This is a genomic window from Pseudomonas sp. 3MAES_34.3B, from assembly GCF_058145875.1.
Genome location: NZ_CM176960.1, coordinates 1,104,581 through 1,120,845, shown reverse-complemented (window position 1 = coordinate 1,120,845; position 16,265 = coordinate 1,104,581). Strand labels below are relative to the sequence as shown.

At 61.3% G+C, this 16,265-nt stretch carries 17 protein-coding genes; 10 read left to right on the top strand and 7 right to left on the bottom strand.

Features of this window, described 5'->3' with window-relative positions; all coding sequences use genetic code 11:
• Positions 1-21 precede the first annotated feature (21 nt).
• Both AC3Z8Y_RS05040 and pdeM read left to right on the top strand, forming a co-directional pair.
• Entirely contained in the window at positions 22-2,502 is a 2,481-nt protein-coding gene (locus AC3Z8Y_RS05040; RefSeq protein WP_490088706.1) for a ligase-associated DNA damage response DEXH box helicase, read from the top strand.
• A complete protein-coding gene (pdeM, locus tag AC3Z8Y_RS05035; protein WP_490088705.1) occupies positions 2,499-3,158 on the top strand; it encodes a ligase-associated DNA damage response endonuclease PdeM in 660 nt (219 codons plus the stop codon). The genes AC3Z8Y_RS05040 and pdeM overlap by 4 nt, the downstream gene beginning before the upstream one ends.
• A gap of 71 nt (positions 3,159-3,229) precedes the next feature.
• On the opposite strand, the gene AC3Z8Y_RS05030 is transcribed toward pdeM, so the two are convergent.
• The 3 genes from AC3Z8Y_RS05030 to dcd form a co-directional block, all read right to left on the bottom strand.
• Positions 3,230-4,033, bottom strand: a complete 804-nt coding sequence (locus tag AC3Z8Y_RS05030) for a transporter substrate-binding domain-containing protein (protein WP_490089940.1) — start codon at positions 4,031-4,033, stop codon at positions 3,230-3,232.
• A 92-nt stretch (positions 4,034-4,125) separates the two neighbouring features.
• Entirely contained in the window at positions 4,126-4,335 is a 210-nt protein-coding gene (locus AC3Z8Y_RS05025) for a hypothetical protein (RefSeq protein WP_490088704.1), read from the bottom strand.
• A gap of 109 nt (positions 4,336-4,444) precedes the next feature.
• A complete protein-coding gene (gene dcd / locus AC3Z8Y_RS05020; RefSeq protein ID WP_181117303.1) occupies positions 4,445-5,011 on the bottom strand; it encodes a dCTP deaminase in 567 nt (188 codons plus the stop codon).
• 302 nt (positions 5,012-5,313) lie between these two features.
• Here dcd and AC3Z8Y_RS05015 point away from each other — a divergent pair, with 302 nt between their 5' ends.
• Positions 5,314-5,523, top strand: coding sequence for a cold-shock protein (locus AC3Z8Y_RS05015; protein WP_490088703.1), 210 nt, complete (start codon positions 5,314-5,316; stop codon positions 5,521-5,523).
• Positions 5,524-5,606: 83 nt separating this feature from the next.
• Here the strand turns inward: AC3Z8Y_RS05015 and apbC are convergent, their stop codons facing one another.
• Positions 5,607-6,701 carry an iron-sulfur cluster carrier protein ApbC gene (gene apbC / locus AC3Z8Y_RS05010; RefSeq protein WP_490088702.1) on the bottom strand — a complete coding sequence of 365 codons (1,095 nt, stop codon included), beginning with the start codon at positions 6,699-6,701 and terminating at the stop codon, positions 5,607-5,609.
• Positions 6,702-6,827: 126 nt separating this feature from the next.
• On the opposite strand from apbC, the gene metG reads away from it, so the two are divergent.
• From metG to AC3Z8Y_RS04995, 3 genes are all read left to right on the top strand, one after another.
• Positions 6,828-8,867: a methionine--tRNA ligase gene (metG, locus tag AC3Z8Y_RS05005; protein WP_490088701.1), complete on the top strand. Its 2,040-nt coding sequence runs from the start codon at positions 6,828-6,830 to the stop codon at positions 8,865-8,867.
• 21 nt (positions 8,868-8,888) lie between these two features.
• Positions 8,889-9,527, top strand: a complete 639-nt coding sequence (gene nth / locus AC3Z8Y_RS05000) for an endonuclease III (RefSeq protein WP_490088700.1) — start codon at positions 8,889-8,891, stop codon at positions 9,525-9,527.
• Between the two features lie 118 nt (positions 9,528-9,645).
• Positions 9,646-9,828 (top strand): PA3496 family putative envelope integrity protein, encoded by a 183-nt coding sequence (locus AC3Z8Y_RS04995; RefSeq protein ID WP_490088699.1) that lies wholly within the window; start codon positions 9,646-9,648, stop codon positions 9,826-9,828.
• Positions 9,829-9,902: 74 nt separating this feature from the next.
• On the opposite strand, the gene AC3Z8Y_RS04990 is transcribed toward AC3Z8Y_RS04995, so the two are convergent.
• Positions 9,903-10,535: a response regulator transcription factor gene (locus AC3Z8Y_RS04990; protein ID WP_181117297.1), complete on the bottom strand. Its 633-nt coding sequence runs from the start codon at positions 10,533-10,535 to the stop codon at positions 9,903-9,905.
• 388 nt (positions 10,536-10,923) lie between these two features.
• Here AC3Z8Y_RS04990 and AC3Z8Y_RS04985 point away from each other — a divergent pair, with 388 nt between their 5' ends.
• Positions 10,924-11,433: a hypothetical protein gene (locus AC3Z8Y_RS04985; RefSeq protein WP_490088698.1), complete on the top strand. Its 510-nt coding sequence runs from the start codon at positions 10,924-10,926 to the stop codon at positions 11,431-11,433.
• A 47-nt stretch (positions 11,434-11,480) separates the two neighbouring features.
• Here the strand turns inward: AC3Z8Y_RS04985 and AC3Z8Y_RS04980 are convergent, their stop codons facing one another.
• Both AC3Z8Y_RS04980 and AC3Z8Y_RS04975 read right to left on the bottom strand, forming a co-directional pair.
• The gene (locus tag AC3Z8Y_RS04980; RefSeq protein WP_181117295.1) at positions 11,481-12,698 is read right to left on the bottom strand and encodes an argininosuccinate synthase; all 1,218 of its coding nucleotides are present in this window, start codon (positions 12,696-12,698) and stop codon (positions 11,481-11,483) included.
• A gap of 121 nt (positions 12,699-12,819) precedes the next feature.
• Complete coding sequence (locus tag AC3Z8Y_RS04975; protein ID WP_490088697.1) at positions 12,820-13,836, bottom strand: flagellar protein MotY; 1,017 nt, start codon at positions 13,834-13,836, stop codon at positions 12,820-12,822.
• A gap of 245 nt (positions 13,837-14,081) precedes the next feature.
• Here AC3Z8Y_RS04975 and pyrC point away from each other — a divergent pair, with 245 nt between their 5' ends.
• From pyrC to AC3Z8Y_RS04960, 3 genes are all read left to right on the top strand, one after another.
• Positions 14,082-15,128 (top strand): dihydroorotase, encoded by a 1,047-nt coding sequence (pyrC, locus tag AC3Z8Y_RS04970; protein WP_490089939.1) that lies wholly within the window; start codon positions 14,082-14,084, stop codon positions 15,126-15,128.
• Positions 15,125-15,799 (top strand): ribonuclease T, encoded by a 675-nt coding sequence (rnt, locus tag AC3Z8Y_RS04965; protein WP_490088696.1) that lies wholly within the window; start codon positions 15,125-15,127, stop codon positions 15,797-15,799. Before pyrC ends, rnt begins: the two co-directional genes overlap by 4 nt.
• Before the next feature lie 125 nt (positions 15,800-15,924).
• Positions 15,925-16,143: a bacterioferritin-associated ferredoxin gene (locus AC3Z8Y_RS04960; protein WP_490088695.1), complete on the top strand. Its 219-nt coding sequence runs from the start codon at positions 15,925-15,927 to the stop codon at positions 16,141-16,143.
• Positions 16,144-16,265: the final 122 nt, after the last annotated feature.

Here is a 16,265-nt window from a genome sequence, read left to right as displayed (position 1 = left end):
TTCGGAGCCACGCCGCCCCTCATGCCACGCCCCCCCGATTACGCCAAAGCCTGGTTCGCTGCCTGCGGCTGGAAACCCTTTCCCTTTCAGAAGGCCCTTTGGGCAGCCAGTGCCCGTGGCGAGTCCGGGCTGCTGCACGCCAGCACGGGCTCAGGCAAAACCTACGCCGTGTGGTTCGCGGCGCTGCAAGCCTTCGCCCCGGAGGCACCGCCGATCACTGCCAGGCGCAAGGTGGCTGCCCCGTTGCGGGTGCTGTGGATTACCCCCATGCGAGCGCTGGCGGCAGATACGCACCGGGCTTTGATCGCGCCTGTGGAAGCGCTGGAGATCAACTGGACCGTTGGGCTGCGTACGGGCGATACCAGCAGCGCCGAGCGGGCGCGCCAAGGCCGACGCCTGCCGAGCGCGCTGGTGACCACGCCCGAAAGCCTGACGCTGATGCTCGCCCGCGAGCACGCCCGCGACGAGCTGGCCACCCTGGGCATGGTGGTGGTGGACGAATGGCACGAACTGCTTGGCAACAAGCGGGGCGTGCAGCTGCAACTGGCCCTGGCGCGGCTACGCCAGTGGAACCCGGCCCTGCGCGTGTGGGGCATCTCCGCCACCCTGGGCAACCTTGAGCATGCCCAACAGGTGTTGCTGCCCCAAGGCGGTGGCACGCGCATCGAAGGCGGCACCGCCAAAGTCATCCAGGTGGACACCTTGCTCCCTGCCGCGATCGAACGCTTTCCTTGGGCAGGGCACATGGGCCTGCGCATGCTTGATCAAGTGGTGGAGCAGTTGGCCGCAAGCCAGAGCAGCCTGGTGTTCACCAATACCCGGGCGCAATCGGAGGTGTGGTATCAGGCCATTCTCGAAGCGCGGCCCGAATGGGCCGGGCTGATCGCGCTGCACCATGGGTCGCTGTCGCGGGAGGTGCGCGAGTGGGTGGAGATGGCTCTGAAAGAAGGGCATTTGAAGGCCGTGGTGTGTACCTCAAGCCTGGACCTGGGCGTGGACTTTCTGCCCGTGGAGCGGGTGCTGCAAATTGGCTCGGCCAAAGGCGTGGCCCGGTTGATCCAGCGTGCCGGCCGGTCCGGGCACGCCCCCGGGCGGCCCTCGCGGGTTACGCTGGTGCCTACTCACAGCCTGGAGCTGGTGGAAGCCGCCGCGGCCCATGACGCCCTCGAAGCGCGCCGGGTCGAACCTCGCGAATCCCCCGAGAAGCCGCTGGATGTGCTGGTGCAGCACTTGGTAACCATCGCACTGGGCGGCGGCTTCGTTCCGGAAACGCTGCTGGCAGAGGTGCGCAGCGCCTGGGCTTATCGCCACCTTACCAATGACGAATGGGCCTGGGCGCTGGCCTTCGTTCGCCATGGCGGCGCCAGCCTCACTGCCTACCCGGATTACCGCCGGGTGGAGCCTGATGCCGACGGTATCTGGCGGGTACCCGACGCGCGCATTGGCCGTCGTCACCGCATGGGCATCGGCACCATCGTCAGTGATGCAAGCCTGCATTTGAAATACTGGAGCAAAGGCGGCGGGGGCCGATCATTGGGCAGCGTGGAAGAGGGTTTTATCGCGCGGCTACGCCCCGGCGAGGCATTTCTCTTCGCTGGCAAGGTGCTGGAGTTGGTGCGGGTCGAAAACATGACTGCCTATGTGAAGCGTGGCAGCGGCAAGAAGCCGTCCGTGCCGCGCTGGAATGGCGGGCGCATGCCGCTGTCCAGCGAACTTGCCGATGCCTTGGTCGCCAAACTGGACGATGCCAGCCAGGGTATTTACGCCAGCGCGCCGATGCGCGCGGTACGCCCGTTGCTGGAGGTGCAGCAACAATGGTCCGCCCTCCCCACCCGTCATACCCTGTTGGCCGAAAGCCTCAAGTCCCGCGAGGGCTGGCACTTGTTCCTGTACCCCTTCGCCGGGCGCCTGGTGCATCTGGGCCTGGCCAGCCTGCTCGCCTGGCGTCTTGGGCAACAGCGACCCACCAGCTTCTCTATCGCGGTGAACGACTATGGCCTGGAATTGCTCAGCCCCAGCGAAGTGGACTGGGCGCAGGCGCTGAGCAGCGAAGTGTTATCGCCCGTGGGGTTACTGGAAGATGCCTTGGCCAGCCTGAATGCCGGTGAGTTGGCTTTGCGACGCTTCCGTGAGATCGCGCGTATTTCCGGGCTGGTGTTCGGTGGCTACCCCGGTGCCCAGAAAAGCACTCGGCAGGTGCAGGCCTCCAGCGGGTTGTTCTTCGAAGTGTTCAAGCAATATGACTCAGGCAACCTGCTGCTGACCCAGGCGCAGGAGGAGGTGCTGCGTCAGGAGCTGGATGTGGTGCGCCTGGAGCACACCCTTGAGCGGATCGCCGAGCGGCAGCTGGACTTGCGTACGGTGAAGCGCCCTACCCCACTGAGTTTTCCGCTGTTGGTGGAGCGGATGCGCGAAAGCATGAGCTCCGAAAAGCTGGCAGACCGTATTGCACGCATGGTAAACGACCTTGAAAAAGCCGCCGGGCCAGAGGTACGACCATGAGCGGTGACCGCGAGTTGATAGTAGCCGGGGAGCAGCTATGGTTGCTGGGCGAGAAAGCCATCTGGTGGCCCGGCCAACGGGCGCTACTGATCGCCGACGCCCACTTTGGCAAGGCAGCTGCCTATCGAAGCCTGGGCCAACCCGTGCCCCACGGCACCACAGGTACCAACCTGGCGGTACTGCAACAGGTAATCGACCGCCACCCCGTGGAACAGCTGATTTTCCTTGGCGACTTTCTGCACGGCCCCGGTTCCCACGCGGCCGGTACGTTGAACCAGCTGCGGGAATGGCGGGCGGCGAATCGGGCATTGCGGATTGTGCTGATACGGGGCAACCACGACCACCGCGCCGGAGACCCACCGCCCGACCTGGGCTTCGAAGTGGTTGCCGAGCCACTGCTGCTGGGCAACCTGGCCCTGCAGCATGAGCCGCACCCTCACCCGGAACGTCATGTACTGGCCGGGCACGTGCACCCGGTGTTTTTCCTCACCGGCACGGGCCGCCAGCGCCTGCGGCTACCCTGTTTTCATGTGGGCCAACAGGTCACCCTGTTGCCCGCGTTTGGCGCGTTTACTGGCGGGTTCGCCGTGGATCGCAAGCCTGGGGTGAAGTTGTTTGTGGTGGGCGATGGGCAAGTGTGGCCGGTGGCGGGGTAAGGCGCAGCCTGCGACCATTCCCGTGCTCCGCACGGTCCTTCAACGGGCGGCGAAGCATGGGAACGCGATGGTTACTGTCGCGCCGGCTGCCAGGGGTAGTCGAGCCAGTGCTGCATGCGCTGGTCGAAACGGCCGCTGGAAATTTCCAGGTGCAACCATTGATCCACGTAAGCCTTCAGGGCAACGTCCTGAGGCAGCAAGGCTGCTTTCTCGGAGAAATCAAACGGCGCATCGGGGTGAACCGCGCATAGCTCGGGATGCAGCTTCTGTTGAAGGCGCGTCTCTACTGCGTCGGTCATCATCAGGTCGGCCTTGCCCTCTACAATCTGCTCGAAGATGGTGACGTTGTCCGGATGCACCAGGATTTGCGCCTGCTTAAGGTTGGCTCGGGCGAATTTCTCGTTGGTGCCGCCCGGGTTAACCACCGCCTTTACCTGCGGCTGGTCGATCTGGGCCAGCGTCTGATAGCGATCCTTGTTGGCACACAGGGTGATTGGCGTCTTGCCGTCGCGCTGATAGGGCAGCGAGAAAAATGCCTTTTTCTGCCGTTCCAGGTTTACCGATACGCCGGACAGCGCCAAGTCGTACTTGTCTGCAGCGAGGTCCGTCATCAGTGATGGCCAGCTGGTAGGCACCACTTCCAGCTTTACCCCGAGGGAGTCGGCCAGGCCCTTCGCGATGTCCAGGTCCAGCCCGATGTACTGGCCGTTGTCGGGTGTCTTGTAACTGAAGGGTTTGTAATCGCCAGTGGTACCTACGCGCAGCACGCCTCTATCCAGCACGGCTTGCAGGTGATTGGGCGGCGGCTCGGCGGCCTGGGCGAAGGGGATGAGGGAAATGGCGAACAGGCAGGAAGCGAGGAACCGCTTGGGCAGGATCTGAGCACGCATGGCAGGCCTTGATTGTGAGAATTGTAAAAGGGCTTCATCGCGAAGCCCTTTTACCTCAACTGGCTAGCCTGCGTAAATCACGCTACGGGCGTAGGGGGCGGTTGGTCGGGGATGGTAGGTTCACCGGGTTCGCTTGGCTGTTGGTAGGGTGTGTCAGGATCTGGTTGCCCCGGCACGCCTCCCGCCTGCAGGACGGAGGGGTTGGCAAGCAGCGACCAAGCGAGCATGCCGACATGGTTCGGCCGCAGCGAGGCGAGCTTTGCACTGATGGTCGGGTCGATTTTCATAGGCACTCCTGAGCGTGGGCCCGTTTCGAAATACAAAATCGGGGAGTTCACACGGTAGAGTGGCAGAACCGGGGCAAATTCCCCCGGTTCGTCGGCCCGGCGCAAGTTTTCATGTACGCGGAAGCGTAACCCCGCGCTGGCCCTGGTATTTTCCGCCCCGGTCCTTGTACGAGACTTCACATTCTTCATCCGACTCAAGGAACAGCATCTGCGCCACGCCCTCGTTGGCGTAGATCTTCGCCGGCAACGTTGTAGTGTTGGAGAACTCCAGGGTGACGTGGCCTTCCCACTCCGGTTCCAGCGGGGTCACGTTCACGATGATCCCGCAACGGGCATAGGTGCTCTTGCCCAGGCAGATGGTCAGCACATTGCGGGGGATGCGGAAATACTCGACAGTGCGGGCCAAAGCGAACGAGTTCGGCGGGATGATGCACACGTCGCTCTTGATATCCACGAAGCTTTTCTCGTCGAAATTCTTCGGGTCCACCGTGGCGGAGTTGATGTTGGTGAATACCTTGAATTCGTCAGCGCAACGCACATCGTAGCCGTAGCTGGACACCCCGAAGGAAATCACCCGGTCGGCCCCTTCGCCACGCACCTGGCGCTCGACGAAAGGTTCGATCATGCCGTGGTCCTGCGCCATGCGGCGGATCCACTTGTCTGATTTGATGCTCATGGGGGGCGTCCTGAAAGGGTAGAAATACACGTACCGTGCATCTTACCGGGCCTGAGGCATGGGTTCAAAGCGCACCGGGGCCCGATGGCACTGTCATGGCTCATTCCACTGCACACTGCGCCCGATGAAAAGTACATTGGCAGGCCGATGAAAAAGGTTTAAGGTGGCGCCACTGTGCTGCTTTTGTCACCGAGAATTACTGCAGGATGTTCATCATCAACAAGAATTTTCATGCTCTTTGCACTCAGTTCCGGCCTGGGCTGTTCCAGCGCCGCAGTTAACTTTGTCCAAGGAGACATACCATGTCCAATCGCCAAAACGGCACCGTCAAGTGGTTCAACGACGAGAAAGGCTACGGCTTCATCACCCCTGAGTCGGGTGACGACCTCTTCGTACACTTCAAAGCCATCCAGTCCGACGGCTTCAAGTCCTTGAAAGAAGGCCAGGCAGTGACTTTCGTCGCTACCCGCGGCCAGAAGGGCATGCAAGCTGAAGAAGTCAAGGTTTCCTGAATCCTGACTTGAGCAATACCTCGCTTCGGTGAGGTAGCGCTAAAAAAACCCCGCCTCGGCGGGGTTTTTTATTGCCTGCGTTATCAGTCGTCGGACACGCTGATGGTCGGCAACGGCTCAGCCTGCGCGGCCTCGCGGGCGATGCGAGCGCCCACCCGGCGGGCCAGGTCCTGGTAAACCATGGCGATCTGGCTGTCGGGTTCGGCGATCGCCGTAGGCTTGCCGCTGTCGGCCTGTTCGCGGATGGTCATCGACAGGGGCAGCGAAGCGAGCAGTTCCACACCGTATTCTGCCGCCAGGCGCGAACCGCCGCCTTCACCGAAAAGGTGCTCGGCATGGCCGCAGTTCGAGCAAATGTGCACAGCCATGTTCTCGACCACGCCCAATACCGGGATCTGCACCTTGCGGAACATTTCGACACCCTTGCGGGCGTCCAGCAGGGCCAGGTCCTGCGGCGTGGTCACGATCACCGAACCGGCCACCGGGACCTTCTGCGCCAGGGTGAGCTGGATGTCACCCGTGCCGGGGGGCATGTCGATCACCAGGTAATCCAGGTCATTCCAGGCGGTCTGGGTGATCAGCTGCAGCAAGGCACCGGACACCATCGGCCCCCGCCACACCACCGGCGTGTTGTCATCAGTCAGAAAGGCCATGGACATGACCTCTACCCCATGGGCCATCAGCGGGACGAACCACTTCTGCTCGCGTACCTGGGGCCGCGTACCCTCGGGGATACCAAACATCACGCCCTGGCTCGGGCCGTAGATATCCGCATCGAGAATGCCCACCCTGGCCCCCTCGCGGGCAAGCGCCAGTGCCAGGTTGGCTGCGGTGGTGGATTTACCCACCCCGCCTTTGCCGGACGCGACCGCGATGATGTTCTTCACGGTTGCCATTGCCGGCACCTGAGCCTGGGCCTTGTGCGGCTGGATGCTGGAGCGCACGTGAACCTTGGCCTGGCTCACCCCTTCCAGGCCTTCGATAGCGATCTGAAGCGTTTGCGCCCAACCCGCCTGGAACAGCCCGGCGGCGTAACCCAGGCACAGATCGACCTCTACGTGCGGGCCATCGATACGAACCGCTTCAACGCAGCCGGCGCTGACCGGGTCCTGCTCGAGGTAAGGGTCGGTGTACTGACGCAGCACGTTTTCAATCGCTGCGCGGGTGACGATGCTCATGGCAACTCCCTGGGGGCAAGGCTTTCGGATAGCCGCCTATGCTACCTCTTCAGCCCTGCTGATGAAAAAAAAACCGCGGCGCTTTATAGTGGTCGGTCTTCGTTCCAGTTCAAGTAGCCGAGCCTTATGTCCGAGCCACGCCAGATTCTCGTTACCAGCGCCCTGCCCTATGCCAATGGTTCCATCCACCTGGGCCATATGGTCGAGTACATCCAGACCGACGTCTGGGTGCGCTATCAGAAGCTGCGCGGCAACCAGTGCATCTATGTGTGCGCCGACGACGCCCACGGCTCGGCGATCATGCTGCGCGCGGAAAAGGAAGGCATCACCAACGAACAGCTGATCGACGCGGTCAAGGCCGAGCATAGCGCTGACTTCGCCGACTTCCTGGTGGAGTTCGATAACTTCCACTCTACGCATTCGGAAGAAAACCGCGAGCTGTCCAGCGAGATCTACCTGCGCCTTCGCGACGCGGGCCATATCGCCACCCGTTCGGTGACCCAGTATTTCGACCCGGAAAAAAACATGTTCCTGGCCGACCGCTTCATCAAGGGCACCTGCCCCAAGTGCGGCACGCCGGACCAGTACGGTGACAACTGCGAGAAATGTGGCGCCACTTACGAGCCCACCGACCTGAAAGATCCGAAGTCGGCTATCTCCGGGGCTACCCCGGTACTGCGAGACTCCAAGCACTTCTTCTTCAAGCTGCCGGATTTCCAGGCCATGCTCCAGGCCTGGACCCGCAGCGGCACACTGCAGGAGGCGGTCGCCAACAAACTGGCCGAGTGGCTGGATTCGGGCCTGCAGGAGTGGGATATTTCCCGTGACGCGCCCTACTTCGGGTTCGAGATCCCGGGGGAGCCCGGCAAGTACTTCTATGTATGGCTGGACGCGCCGATCGGCTACATGGCCAGCTTCAAAAACCTTTGCGCGCGGCGCCCGGAACTGGACTTCGACGCGTTCTGGGGCAAGGATTCCACCGCCGAGCTGTATCACTTCATCGGCAAGGACATCGTGAACTTCCACGCGCTGTTCTGGCCCGCCATGCTCGAAGGCGCCGGCTTCCGCAAGCCCACTGCGGTTAGCGTGCATGGCTACCTGACCGTGAATGGGCAGAAAATGTCCAAGTCGCGCGGCACCTTCATCAAGGCCCGCACCTACCTGGAACATTTGTCGCCCGAATACCTGCGCTACTACTACGCGTCCAAGCTGGGCCGCGGCGTCGACGACCTCGACATGAACCTTGAGGACTTCGTGCAGAAGGTCAATTCCGACCTGATCGGCAAGGTCGTGAACATCGCCAGCCGCTGCGCCGGCTTCATTCACAAGGGCAATGCTGGCCGCCTGGTGGCCGGCAATGCCGAACCGGAACTGACTGCCGCGTTCGTGGCAGCCGCCCCAGCCATCGCGGACGCCTATGAAAACCGAGACTTCGCGCGGGCCATGCGTGAAATCATGGCGCTTGCCGACCGCGCCAATGCCTGGATCGCTGACAAGGCGCCCTGGGCCTTGGCCAAGCAGGACGGCAAACAGGCCGAGGTGCAGGCAATCTGTGCGGTTGGCGTCAATCTGTTCCGCTTGCTGACGATCTACCTCAAGCCGGTGCTGCCTACCCTGGCCGCCGATGCCGAAGCGTTCCTTAATGTGGAGCCGCTTCGTTGGGACGATCACCAGACCCTGCTGGCCGACCACCCGCTCAATGCTTTCAAGCCGCTGATGACGCGTATCGATCCGGCGCGCGTAGAAGCCATGGTGGAAGCCTCGCGGGAGAACCTTGCACCTACCGCACCAGCCGCACCAACAGGCAACGGTGAATTGGTGGCCGACCCGTTGGCTTCCGAGATCGACTTCGACGCCTTCGCTGCAGTCGATCTGCGCGTAGCCCGCATCCTCAAGGCCGAAGCGGTCGAAGGCGCGGACAAGCTGCTACGCCTTACGCTGGACCTGGGCGACGAGCAGCGCAACGTGTTTTCCGGGATCAAGAGCGCCTATCCGGATCCGGCGGCCCTCGAGGGCCGACTGACCATGATGATCGCCAACCTCAAACCACGCAAAATGCGTTTTGGGGTATCCGAAGGTATGGTGCTGGCGGCCGGCCCTGGCGGCTCGGAGATCTACCTGCTGAGCCCGGACAGCGGCGCGAAGCCTGGGCAGCGGATCAAATAAGCACCAGCAAGGACCCAACAGATGAATGCTGCCAAGCGGCTGGAGATTTTCCGCCGCTTTCACGAAGACAATCCCGAACCTCGGACAGAGCTGGCGTATACCACCGCGTTCGAGCTGTTGATCGCGGTCATTCTGTCGGCGCAGTCCACGGATGTAGGCGTGAACAAAGCCACCGCCCGCTTGTTTCCTGTCGCTAACACCCCCGAAGCCGTTCTGGCCCTGGGGGTGGAAGGGCTTTCGGAATACATCAAGACCATCGGCCTTTACAACAGCAAGGCGAAAAACGTCATAGCGACCTGTCGCATGCTGGTCGAACAGCATGGTGGTGTAGTGCCGCAAAGCCGTGAAGCGCTGGAAGCCTTGCCAGGCGTAGGCCGAAAAACGGCGAACGTGGTACTCAACACGGCGTTCCGGCAGCTCACGATGGCTGTGGACACTCATATATTTCGAGTGAGCAACCGCACGCGAATAGCCCCTGGCAAGAACGTGGTCGAAGTAGAAATGGCACTGCTCAGGCATGTGCCCAAGCCCTACCTCCTTGACGCTCATCACTGGCTTATCCTGCACGGGCGCTACGTTTGTCAGGCTCGCAAGCCTCGTTGCGGCAGTTGTCGTATCGAGGACCTGTGTGAGTACAAGGAAAAAACGTCCGACGATTGAAAAAATCGTAGCGGTGCTATCCAGCTGATTGAAAAAATCTCTTTTACCCACTCCGAATTTGCCGATATAAGGTGCGCGAAGAGCGCCCCGTGGATGCCTGCCTGGCTGGAGTGGACGAATGACGACAGAGAAAGAAGAGCTGGAAGTGGTGGACGAAGATTTCGTTGTGATTGACGCCGATGAAGTCGAGCCGGTGGTAGAGGTAAGCAAGACGAACCTGAGCAAGCGCCGGACCATCGACAACCTGCTGGAAGAGCGACGCCTGCAGAAACAATTGGACGACTACAACTTCGATTTCTAGCCTGCTGCGAAGGCCACTGCTCTGGGAGCCATCGCTCTGGCGGCCCCTGTAACGGGGCCTTACCCACCGGCTGCCTAGCCGACGATCCCGTTGCGTTGGGCAACCTCAACCAGGTCTACGAGAGATTTGGCGTTGAGTTTCATGAGCAGCCGCGTTTTGTAGGTGCTTACAGTCTTGTTGCTGAGCAGCATCGCATCGGCAATCTGTTTGTTGGTACGCCCCCGCGCCAGTTGTTGCAAGACCATCATTTCCCGGCTGGATAGCCGCTGCACTAATTCCTTCTCGCTCACGTTCCCCATATGGCTGCGAACCGGGTGCAAGGCCTGGTTGGGAAAATAGCTGTAACCGGACAATACCGCCTTGATCGCGCTCAACAACTCCGTAAGATCCTGCTGTTTGCACACATAGCCCGCCGCTCCCGCCTGCATGCACCGCATCGAAAAGTGACCGGGTGCCTGGGAAGTGAGGACCAGCACACGCATGTGCGAAATCGAGCCAGCGGTGAGGCGGCTAATGACTTCCAATCCATCCAGCCTGGGGATGCCAATATCCAGGATAACGATATCAGGCTGCGCTTCGCGAGCCAGCTGCAGCGCATCCGCGCCGTTGTCGGTTTCGCCGACGACATCGTAACCGTGGCGTTCCATCAACATACGTACCGCCAGGCGTATCACGGGATGGTCATCCACGATGAGTACTTTGTTCATGAGCTAATCCGATTGTTACTGTTTATTGTGGAGCAAGGAAACATAGCCCAGTTTTCAGTGGCAGGTGTTACCGGAATTGCAGGTTAGTGGAGTCTAAGATTCTCCTTACATGCGTGATCGAAATATCCTACAACTAACCTCGAGCGTTCGATTCCTGGATGTGGCGTGCATGACAATGAGCCGGGAACGTTACACGCCCCTTCCCCGGACATCAATTGCGGCGCTCGCATTTAAGCTGTCAACCTGTTACAGGCTACAGGCGTTACACATAACTTCGGTTAAAAGGGCTCCACTTCGCTCTAGCGTTATCTAGTGCGGAACCTGCTGGGCAAGCCCTATTCTTGGTATCGAGACCGCAACGGTCGCCTTCCAAGGATGAGGAATGACCATGAATATTTCGGCCCACTCCATCAATAACCCCCTCGCGCTTATCGCGGTGCTTGCAACCACCACTGAAGCCTCTGCCCTGGCCTGCCTCCCCCTGCTCGACGTACGCAACCAGCAGGTATTTGTGTGGTTCCTTGTGGGCTTCCCCCCGTTTCTGACCGCTCTGTTTTTCATAACCCTGAATTTCAACCGGCAGGCTTTCACATCCGCAAACGCTGCCCCGCAAGCCCCATACCAGGAAGAATCCAGCCCCCCAGAAGCAGCACCTGTCGAGCGCCCCGAGACAACCGCCAAGCCCGCTCTTTGCGCCAGCCCCGCCTCGCCTTCGCCACCGTCCACCACTGCAGAGGTTGGCCTGAAACCCTTGCCGGCCCAATTGCAGATCGTGGACTGCGTAGACGAACTGGAGCGCGAGGCGTTGTTTTCTCTGGTACAGGAGTGGGCTCGAGGCACCCTTGAACCGGGGACGCCAGCAAAGCCGTGTGGCCTGATGCTGCTGAAACGAACATAAAAAAAACCGCGGCCCAGGCCGCGGTTCTCTTGTAGCGGGTACGCACCTCAACCGAGGTGGCGGCCCTTGTTTGCGGCAATCCTCATGCGCAAGGCATTGAGCTTGATGAAGCCCGCGGCGTCTGCCTGGTTGTAGGCGCCGCCGTCTTCCTCGAAGGTCGCGATGGTGGCATCGAACAACGAATCATCGGACTTGCGGCCCACAACGATGACGTTGCCCTTGTAAAGTTTCAGGCGCACTACCCCATTCACATGAGCCTGGGAGGCATCGATCATCTGCTGCAGCATCAGCCGCTCGGGGCTCCACCAGTAACCGGTGTAGATCAGGCTGGCATAACGCGGCATCAGCTCATCCTTGAGGTGAGCAACCTCGCGGTCCAGGGTGATCGACTCGATCGCCCGGTGTGCCTTGAGCATGATGGTGCCGCCGGGGGTTTCGTAGCAGCCGCGGGATTTCATGCCCACATAACGGTTTTCGACGATATCGAGGCGGCCGATACCGTTCTCGCCACCGATGCGGTTGAGGTCAGCCAGCACGGTCGCCGGGCTTTTCTCAACGCCGTCGATAGCGACGATATCGCCATTGCGATAGGTGAGCTCGAGGTAGGTCGGCGTGTTTGGCGCAGCCTCGGGCGAGACGGTCCAGCGCCACATATCCTCTTCGTGCTCGGTCCAGGTGTCTTCCAGCACACCGCCTTCGTAGGAGATGTGCAGCAGGTTGGCATCCATGGAGTACGGGGATTTCTTCTTGCCGTGACGCTCGATCGGAATGGCGTGCTTTTCGGCGTAGTCCATCAGCTTCTCGCGGGACAGCAAGTCCCATTCACGCCACGGAGCGATAACCTTCACGCCTGGCTTGAGCGCGTAGGCGCCCAACTCGAAGCGCACCTGGTCGTTGCCCTTGCCAGTAGCACCATGGCTGATGGCGTCGGCGCCGGTTTCGTTGGCGATCTCGATCAAGCGCTTGGCGATCAGCGGACGAGCGATAGACGTACCCAGCAGGTACTCGCCCTCATATACGGTATTGGCGCGGAACATCGGGAACACGAAATCGCGCACGAACTCTTCGCGCAGGTCGTCGATGTACACCTCTTTCACGCCCATTGCCTGGGCCTTGGCACGCGCGGGCTCGACTTCCTCGCCCTGGCCCAGGTCAGCGGTGAAGGTCACCACTTCGCAGTTGTAGGTATCCTGCAGCCATTTGAGGATCACCGAGGTGTCCAGGCCGCCGGAATATGCCAGAACGACCTTTTTTACGTCCGCCATGCCATCACTCCACGGGGTTTAGCTGAAAGCCGCCGATTCTACCGCCGACTGCCGTGGATTTACAGTAGCGCGACAGGCACTGTTGGGGAAGCGACAACAATCGGAGCCATTCGCGCAGGTTTCAACCCTTCACTGGGGGTTTGCCAGCGGCCGGTGGGGAGCTGGGCGCAGCTGCCGGAGCGCTCGCCGGAGCGCTTCCCGACGCAGGCGCGGCGGCCGGCGCCGGAGCAGGCTGGGACGGCGCAGCCACAGGGGCCGGCGCAACATCCGTCACAGGTTTCTTGTCGAGCTGAATGTTCACACGCCGGTTACGGGCGCGGTTCGCGGCAGAGTTATTGGGTACAAGCGGGTACTGTTCGCCATGGAAGCGCACGTCGATGCGCTCTTCAGGCACGCCATGGGCTTTGAGGTAGTCGGCCACGGCCAGCGCTCGTCGACGCGAAAGCTCGCGGTTGGTCAGGCGATTGCCGCTGTTGTCTGAATGCCCGTCCAGTTCGATATGGTTGACCGCAGGCTCTGCCTTCATGAACGCCAGGATAGTGTCCAGGCGCGCCTTGGCCCCCGCACTCAGGTCCACGCCGGTGCCCGGGAAGGGAATCTGGCTCATGCGTACCTGATCGAAGTTCATCGGCAACAGCTTTGCCGTGCACGCCTGATAGTCATTCCATGCCTTGCTGAACTTCACCGGCAACAGGCGTACTTCCATTGGCTGCCCCGTCTCGCTGGAGACCGTGCGAACCACCGTGCTGCGGCCTTCCATCAGCCCGCTGATCAGGCCGCTGGCCTGTCCCTGGCTGGACGTCAGCACAACAGGCCCACCGCCCAGACGCGCCGCGCCCAGGTTGATGTCACCCCTGCCCGGCTGCCAGGGCGCTGCGGCGGCCATCAGCGTAGCGCTGCCGGTACCCAGTGCGGCAATGCTGGTATCGAGGCGGAACACCACCTTTTCCCCCGCACGGCGAACGAACTGGCCTTCGCCAAAATCAGCGACTGGCTGGCTCAAGCGGCATTCGAAGGCATCGCCCTCGACCTTCCACTCTACGTTTTCCAGCCTTGTCTGGAAGGTGAACGCCATCGCCGGCGCTGTAGCGAGGCCACAGGCGATCAAGGATAAACAGGCAAGGAAACGATGGCCCACGGTGGACTCCGGTGCAGATGACTACGTACCTACTGCGTATCGGTCGCCTTGCGTCAAACTTGATAGCGGATGCCGCCACGAGGCTTTTCCGGTAGGATTCGCCCAAGCCCGTCATACTGGCAGCCCGCAGCGGCACTTCGGCGATGGCAGCGCCTGGCCGGGCCGCGCTCCGCCGGGGCCGCGGTTTTTACCGTACCCGCTTCGCTGCCGGCGCCCCCATGAGTTCGACCCGCCTGGTACCTTTCATGTCCGACCGCATTACCCTGCTACGTCCAGACGACTGGCACATTCACCTACGCGACGGCGCCGCCCTGGCCCAAACCGTCGCCGACGTCGCGCGCAACTTCGGCCGCGCGATCATCATGCCCAACCTTGTGCCGCCGGTGCGTAATGCCGAGCAGGCGGGCGAGTATCGCCAGCGCATCCTGGCCGCTCGCCCGGCCGGCAGCGCTTTCGAACCCCTGATGGTGCTTTACCTTACCGACCGTACCCAGCCCGATGACATCCGTTTGGCCAAGGCCAGTGGGTATGTGCATGCCGCCAAGCTCTACCCGGCCGGTGCGACTACCAACTCCGATTCCGGTGTAACGTCCATCGATCGGCTGTTCCCGGTGCTTGAAGCCATGGCCGAGGAAGGCATGCCGCTGCTGGTGCACGGTGAAGTGACCCATGCGGACATCGACGTCTTCGATCGCGAAAAAGCCTTCATCGACGAACACATGAGCCGGATTGTCGAACGCTTTCCTACGCTCAAGGTGGTGTTCGAGCACATCACCACCGCTGACGCCGTCGCTTTTGTCAAGGCCACCAATGCCAATGTTGGGGCCACCATCACGGCTCATCACCTGCTCTACAACCGTAACCACATGCTGGTGGGGGGTATCCGCCCTCACTTCTATTGCCTCCCGATTCTCAAGCGCAACACTCATCAGGCCGCGTTGATCGAAGCTGCCACCAGTGGTGATGCGAAATTCTTCCTGGGTACCGATTCGGCGCCACATGCACGGCACGCCAAGGAGGCGGCCTGCGGCTGCGCGGGGTGCTACACCGCATACGCCGCCATCGAGCTGTATGCCGAGGCCTTCGATCAGGCGGGCAAGCTTGATCAGCTGGAAGGTTTTGCCAGCATGCACGGGCCCCGGTTCTATGGCCTGCCGGTCAATACCTCGCGGATCACCCTGGCCCGCGAAAGCTGGGTAGCGCCTTCGGCCCTGGCCTTTGGCGAACATGAAGTCGTGCCCCTGCGTGCGAGCGAAACCCTGCAGTGGCGAGTAGTGGAGACACAAGCGTGAGCGAAGACCAATTCGACGAAGACCTCGACGGCCCGTCCTCATCCGCCAGCCGCCACCCCATGGCGGCTCGCTTCCGGGGCTATCTGCCGGTAGTAGTGGATGTGGAAACCGGTGGTTTCAACAGCGCCACCGACGCGTTGCTGGAAATTGCAGCGACCACGATCGGGATGGACGAAAAGGGCTTTGTGTTTCCGGACCATACCTGGTTCTTTCGTGTGGAACCGTTCGCCGGCGCGAACATCGAGCCGGCCGCGCTTGAGTTCACCGGTATCAAGCTGGACCACCCGCTGCGCATGGCGGTGAGCGAGGAAAGCGCGCTCACGGACATTTTCCGCGGCGTGCGCAAGGCGCTCAAGGCCAATGGCTGCAAGCGCGCGATCCTGGTAGGCCATAACAGCAGTTTCGACCTGGGCTTCCTCAACGCAGCGGTCGCCCGCAACGACCTCAAGCGCAACCCGTTCCACCCGTTCTCCAGCTTCGACACCGCTACGCTTGCCGGGCTGGCGTATGGGCAGACAGTTCTGGCCAAGGCGTGCCAGAGCGCGGACATCGACTTCGACGGGCGCGAAGCCCACTCGGCCCGATACGACACCGAAAAAACCGCCGAGCTGTTCTGCGGCATCGTGAACCGCTGGAAGGACATGGGTGGCTGGCGCGACTTCGACGCCTGATTTCCAACGACCGCCGGGTACCTTTCATCGCCCGGCGCGTCAATCTCCTCTTCGCGTTTTGACACGCATTCTCATTAACATTAAGATCCGGGGCATTCGAGCCATCCAGCGACGGTGCCAGCGATATGTATGTTTGCCTCTGCACAGGTGTTACCGACGGTCAGATCCGTGAAGCCATCTACGAAGGCTGCTGCAGTTATCGGGAAGTCCGCCAGGCCACAGGTGTAGCCAGCCAGTGTGGGAAGTGCGCCTGCCTCGCCAAGGAAGTGGTTCGTGACACCCTCGCGGAAGTCCGCACCGCTCAAGCCGTTTCAACCTTTCCAGTAGAATTCACAGCTGCCTGATCAAACCGCCTGCTTTTCATTCGCTTTCCCATTGGCGGTTCAACGCAAATTCCTTCCATTGTCGTTCACATTCGCGATGGTTTGTGCTGCAAATGCCTGTTTGACACCGCCTTTTCCGGCGC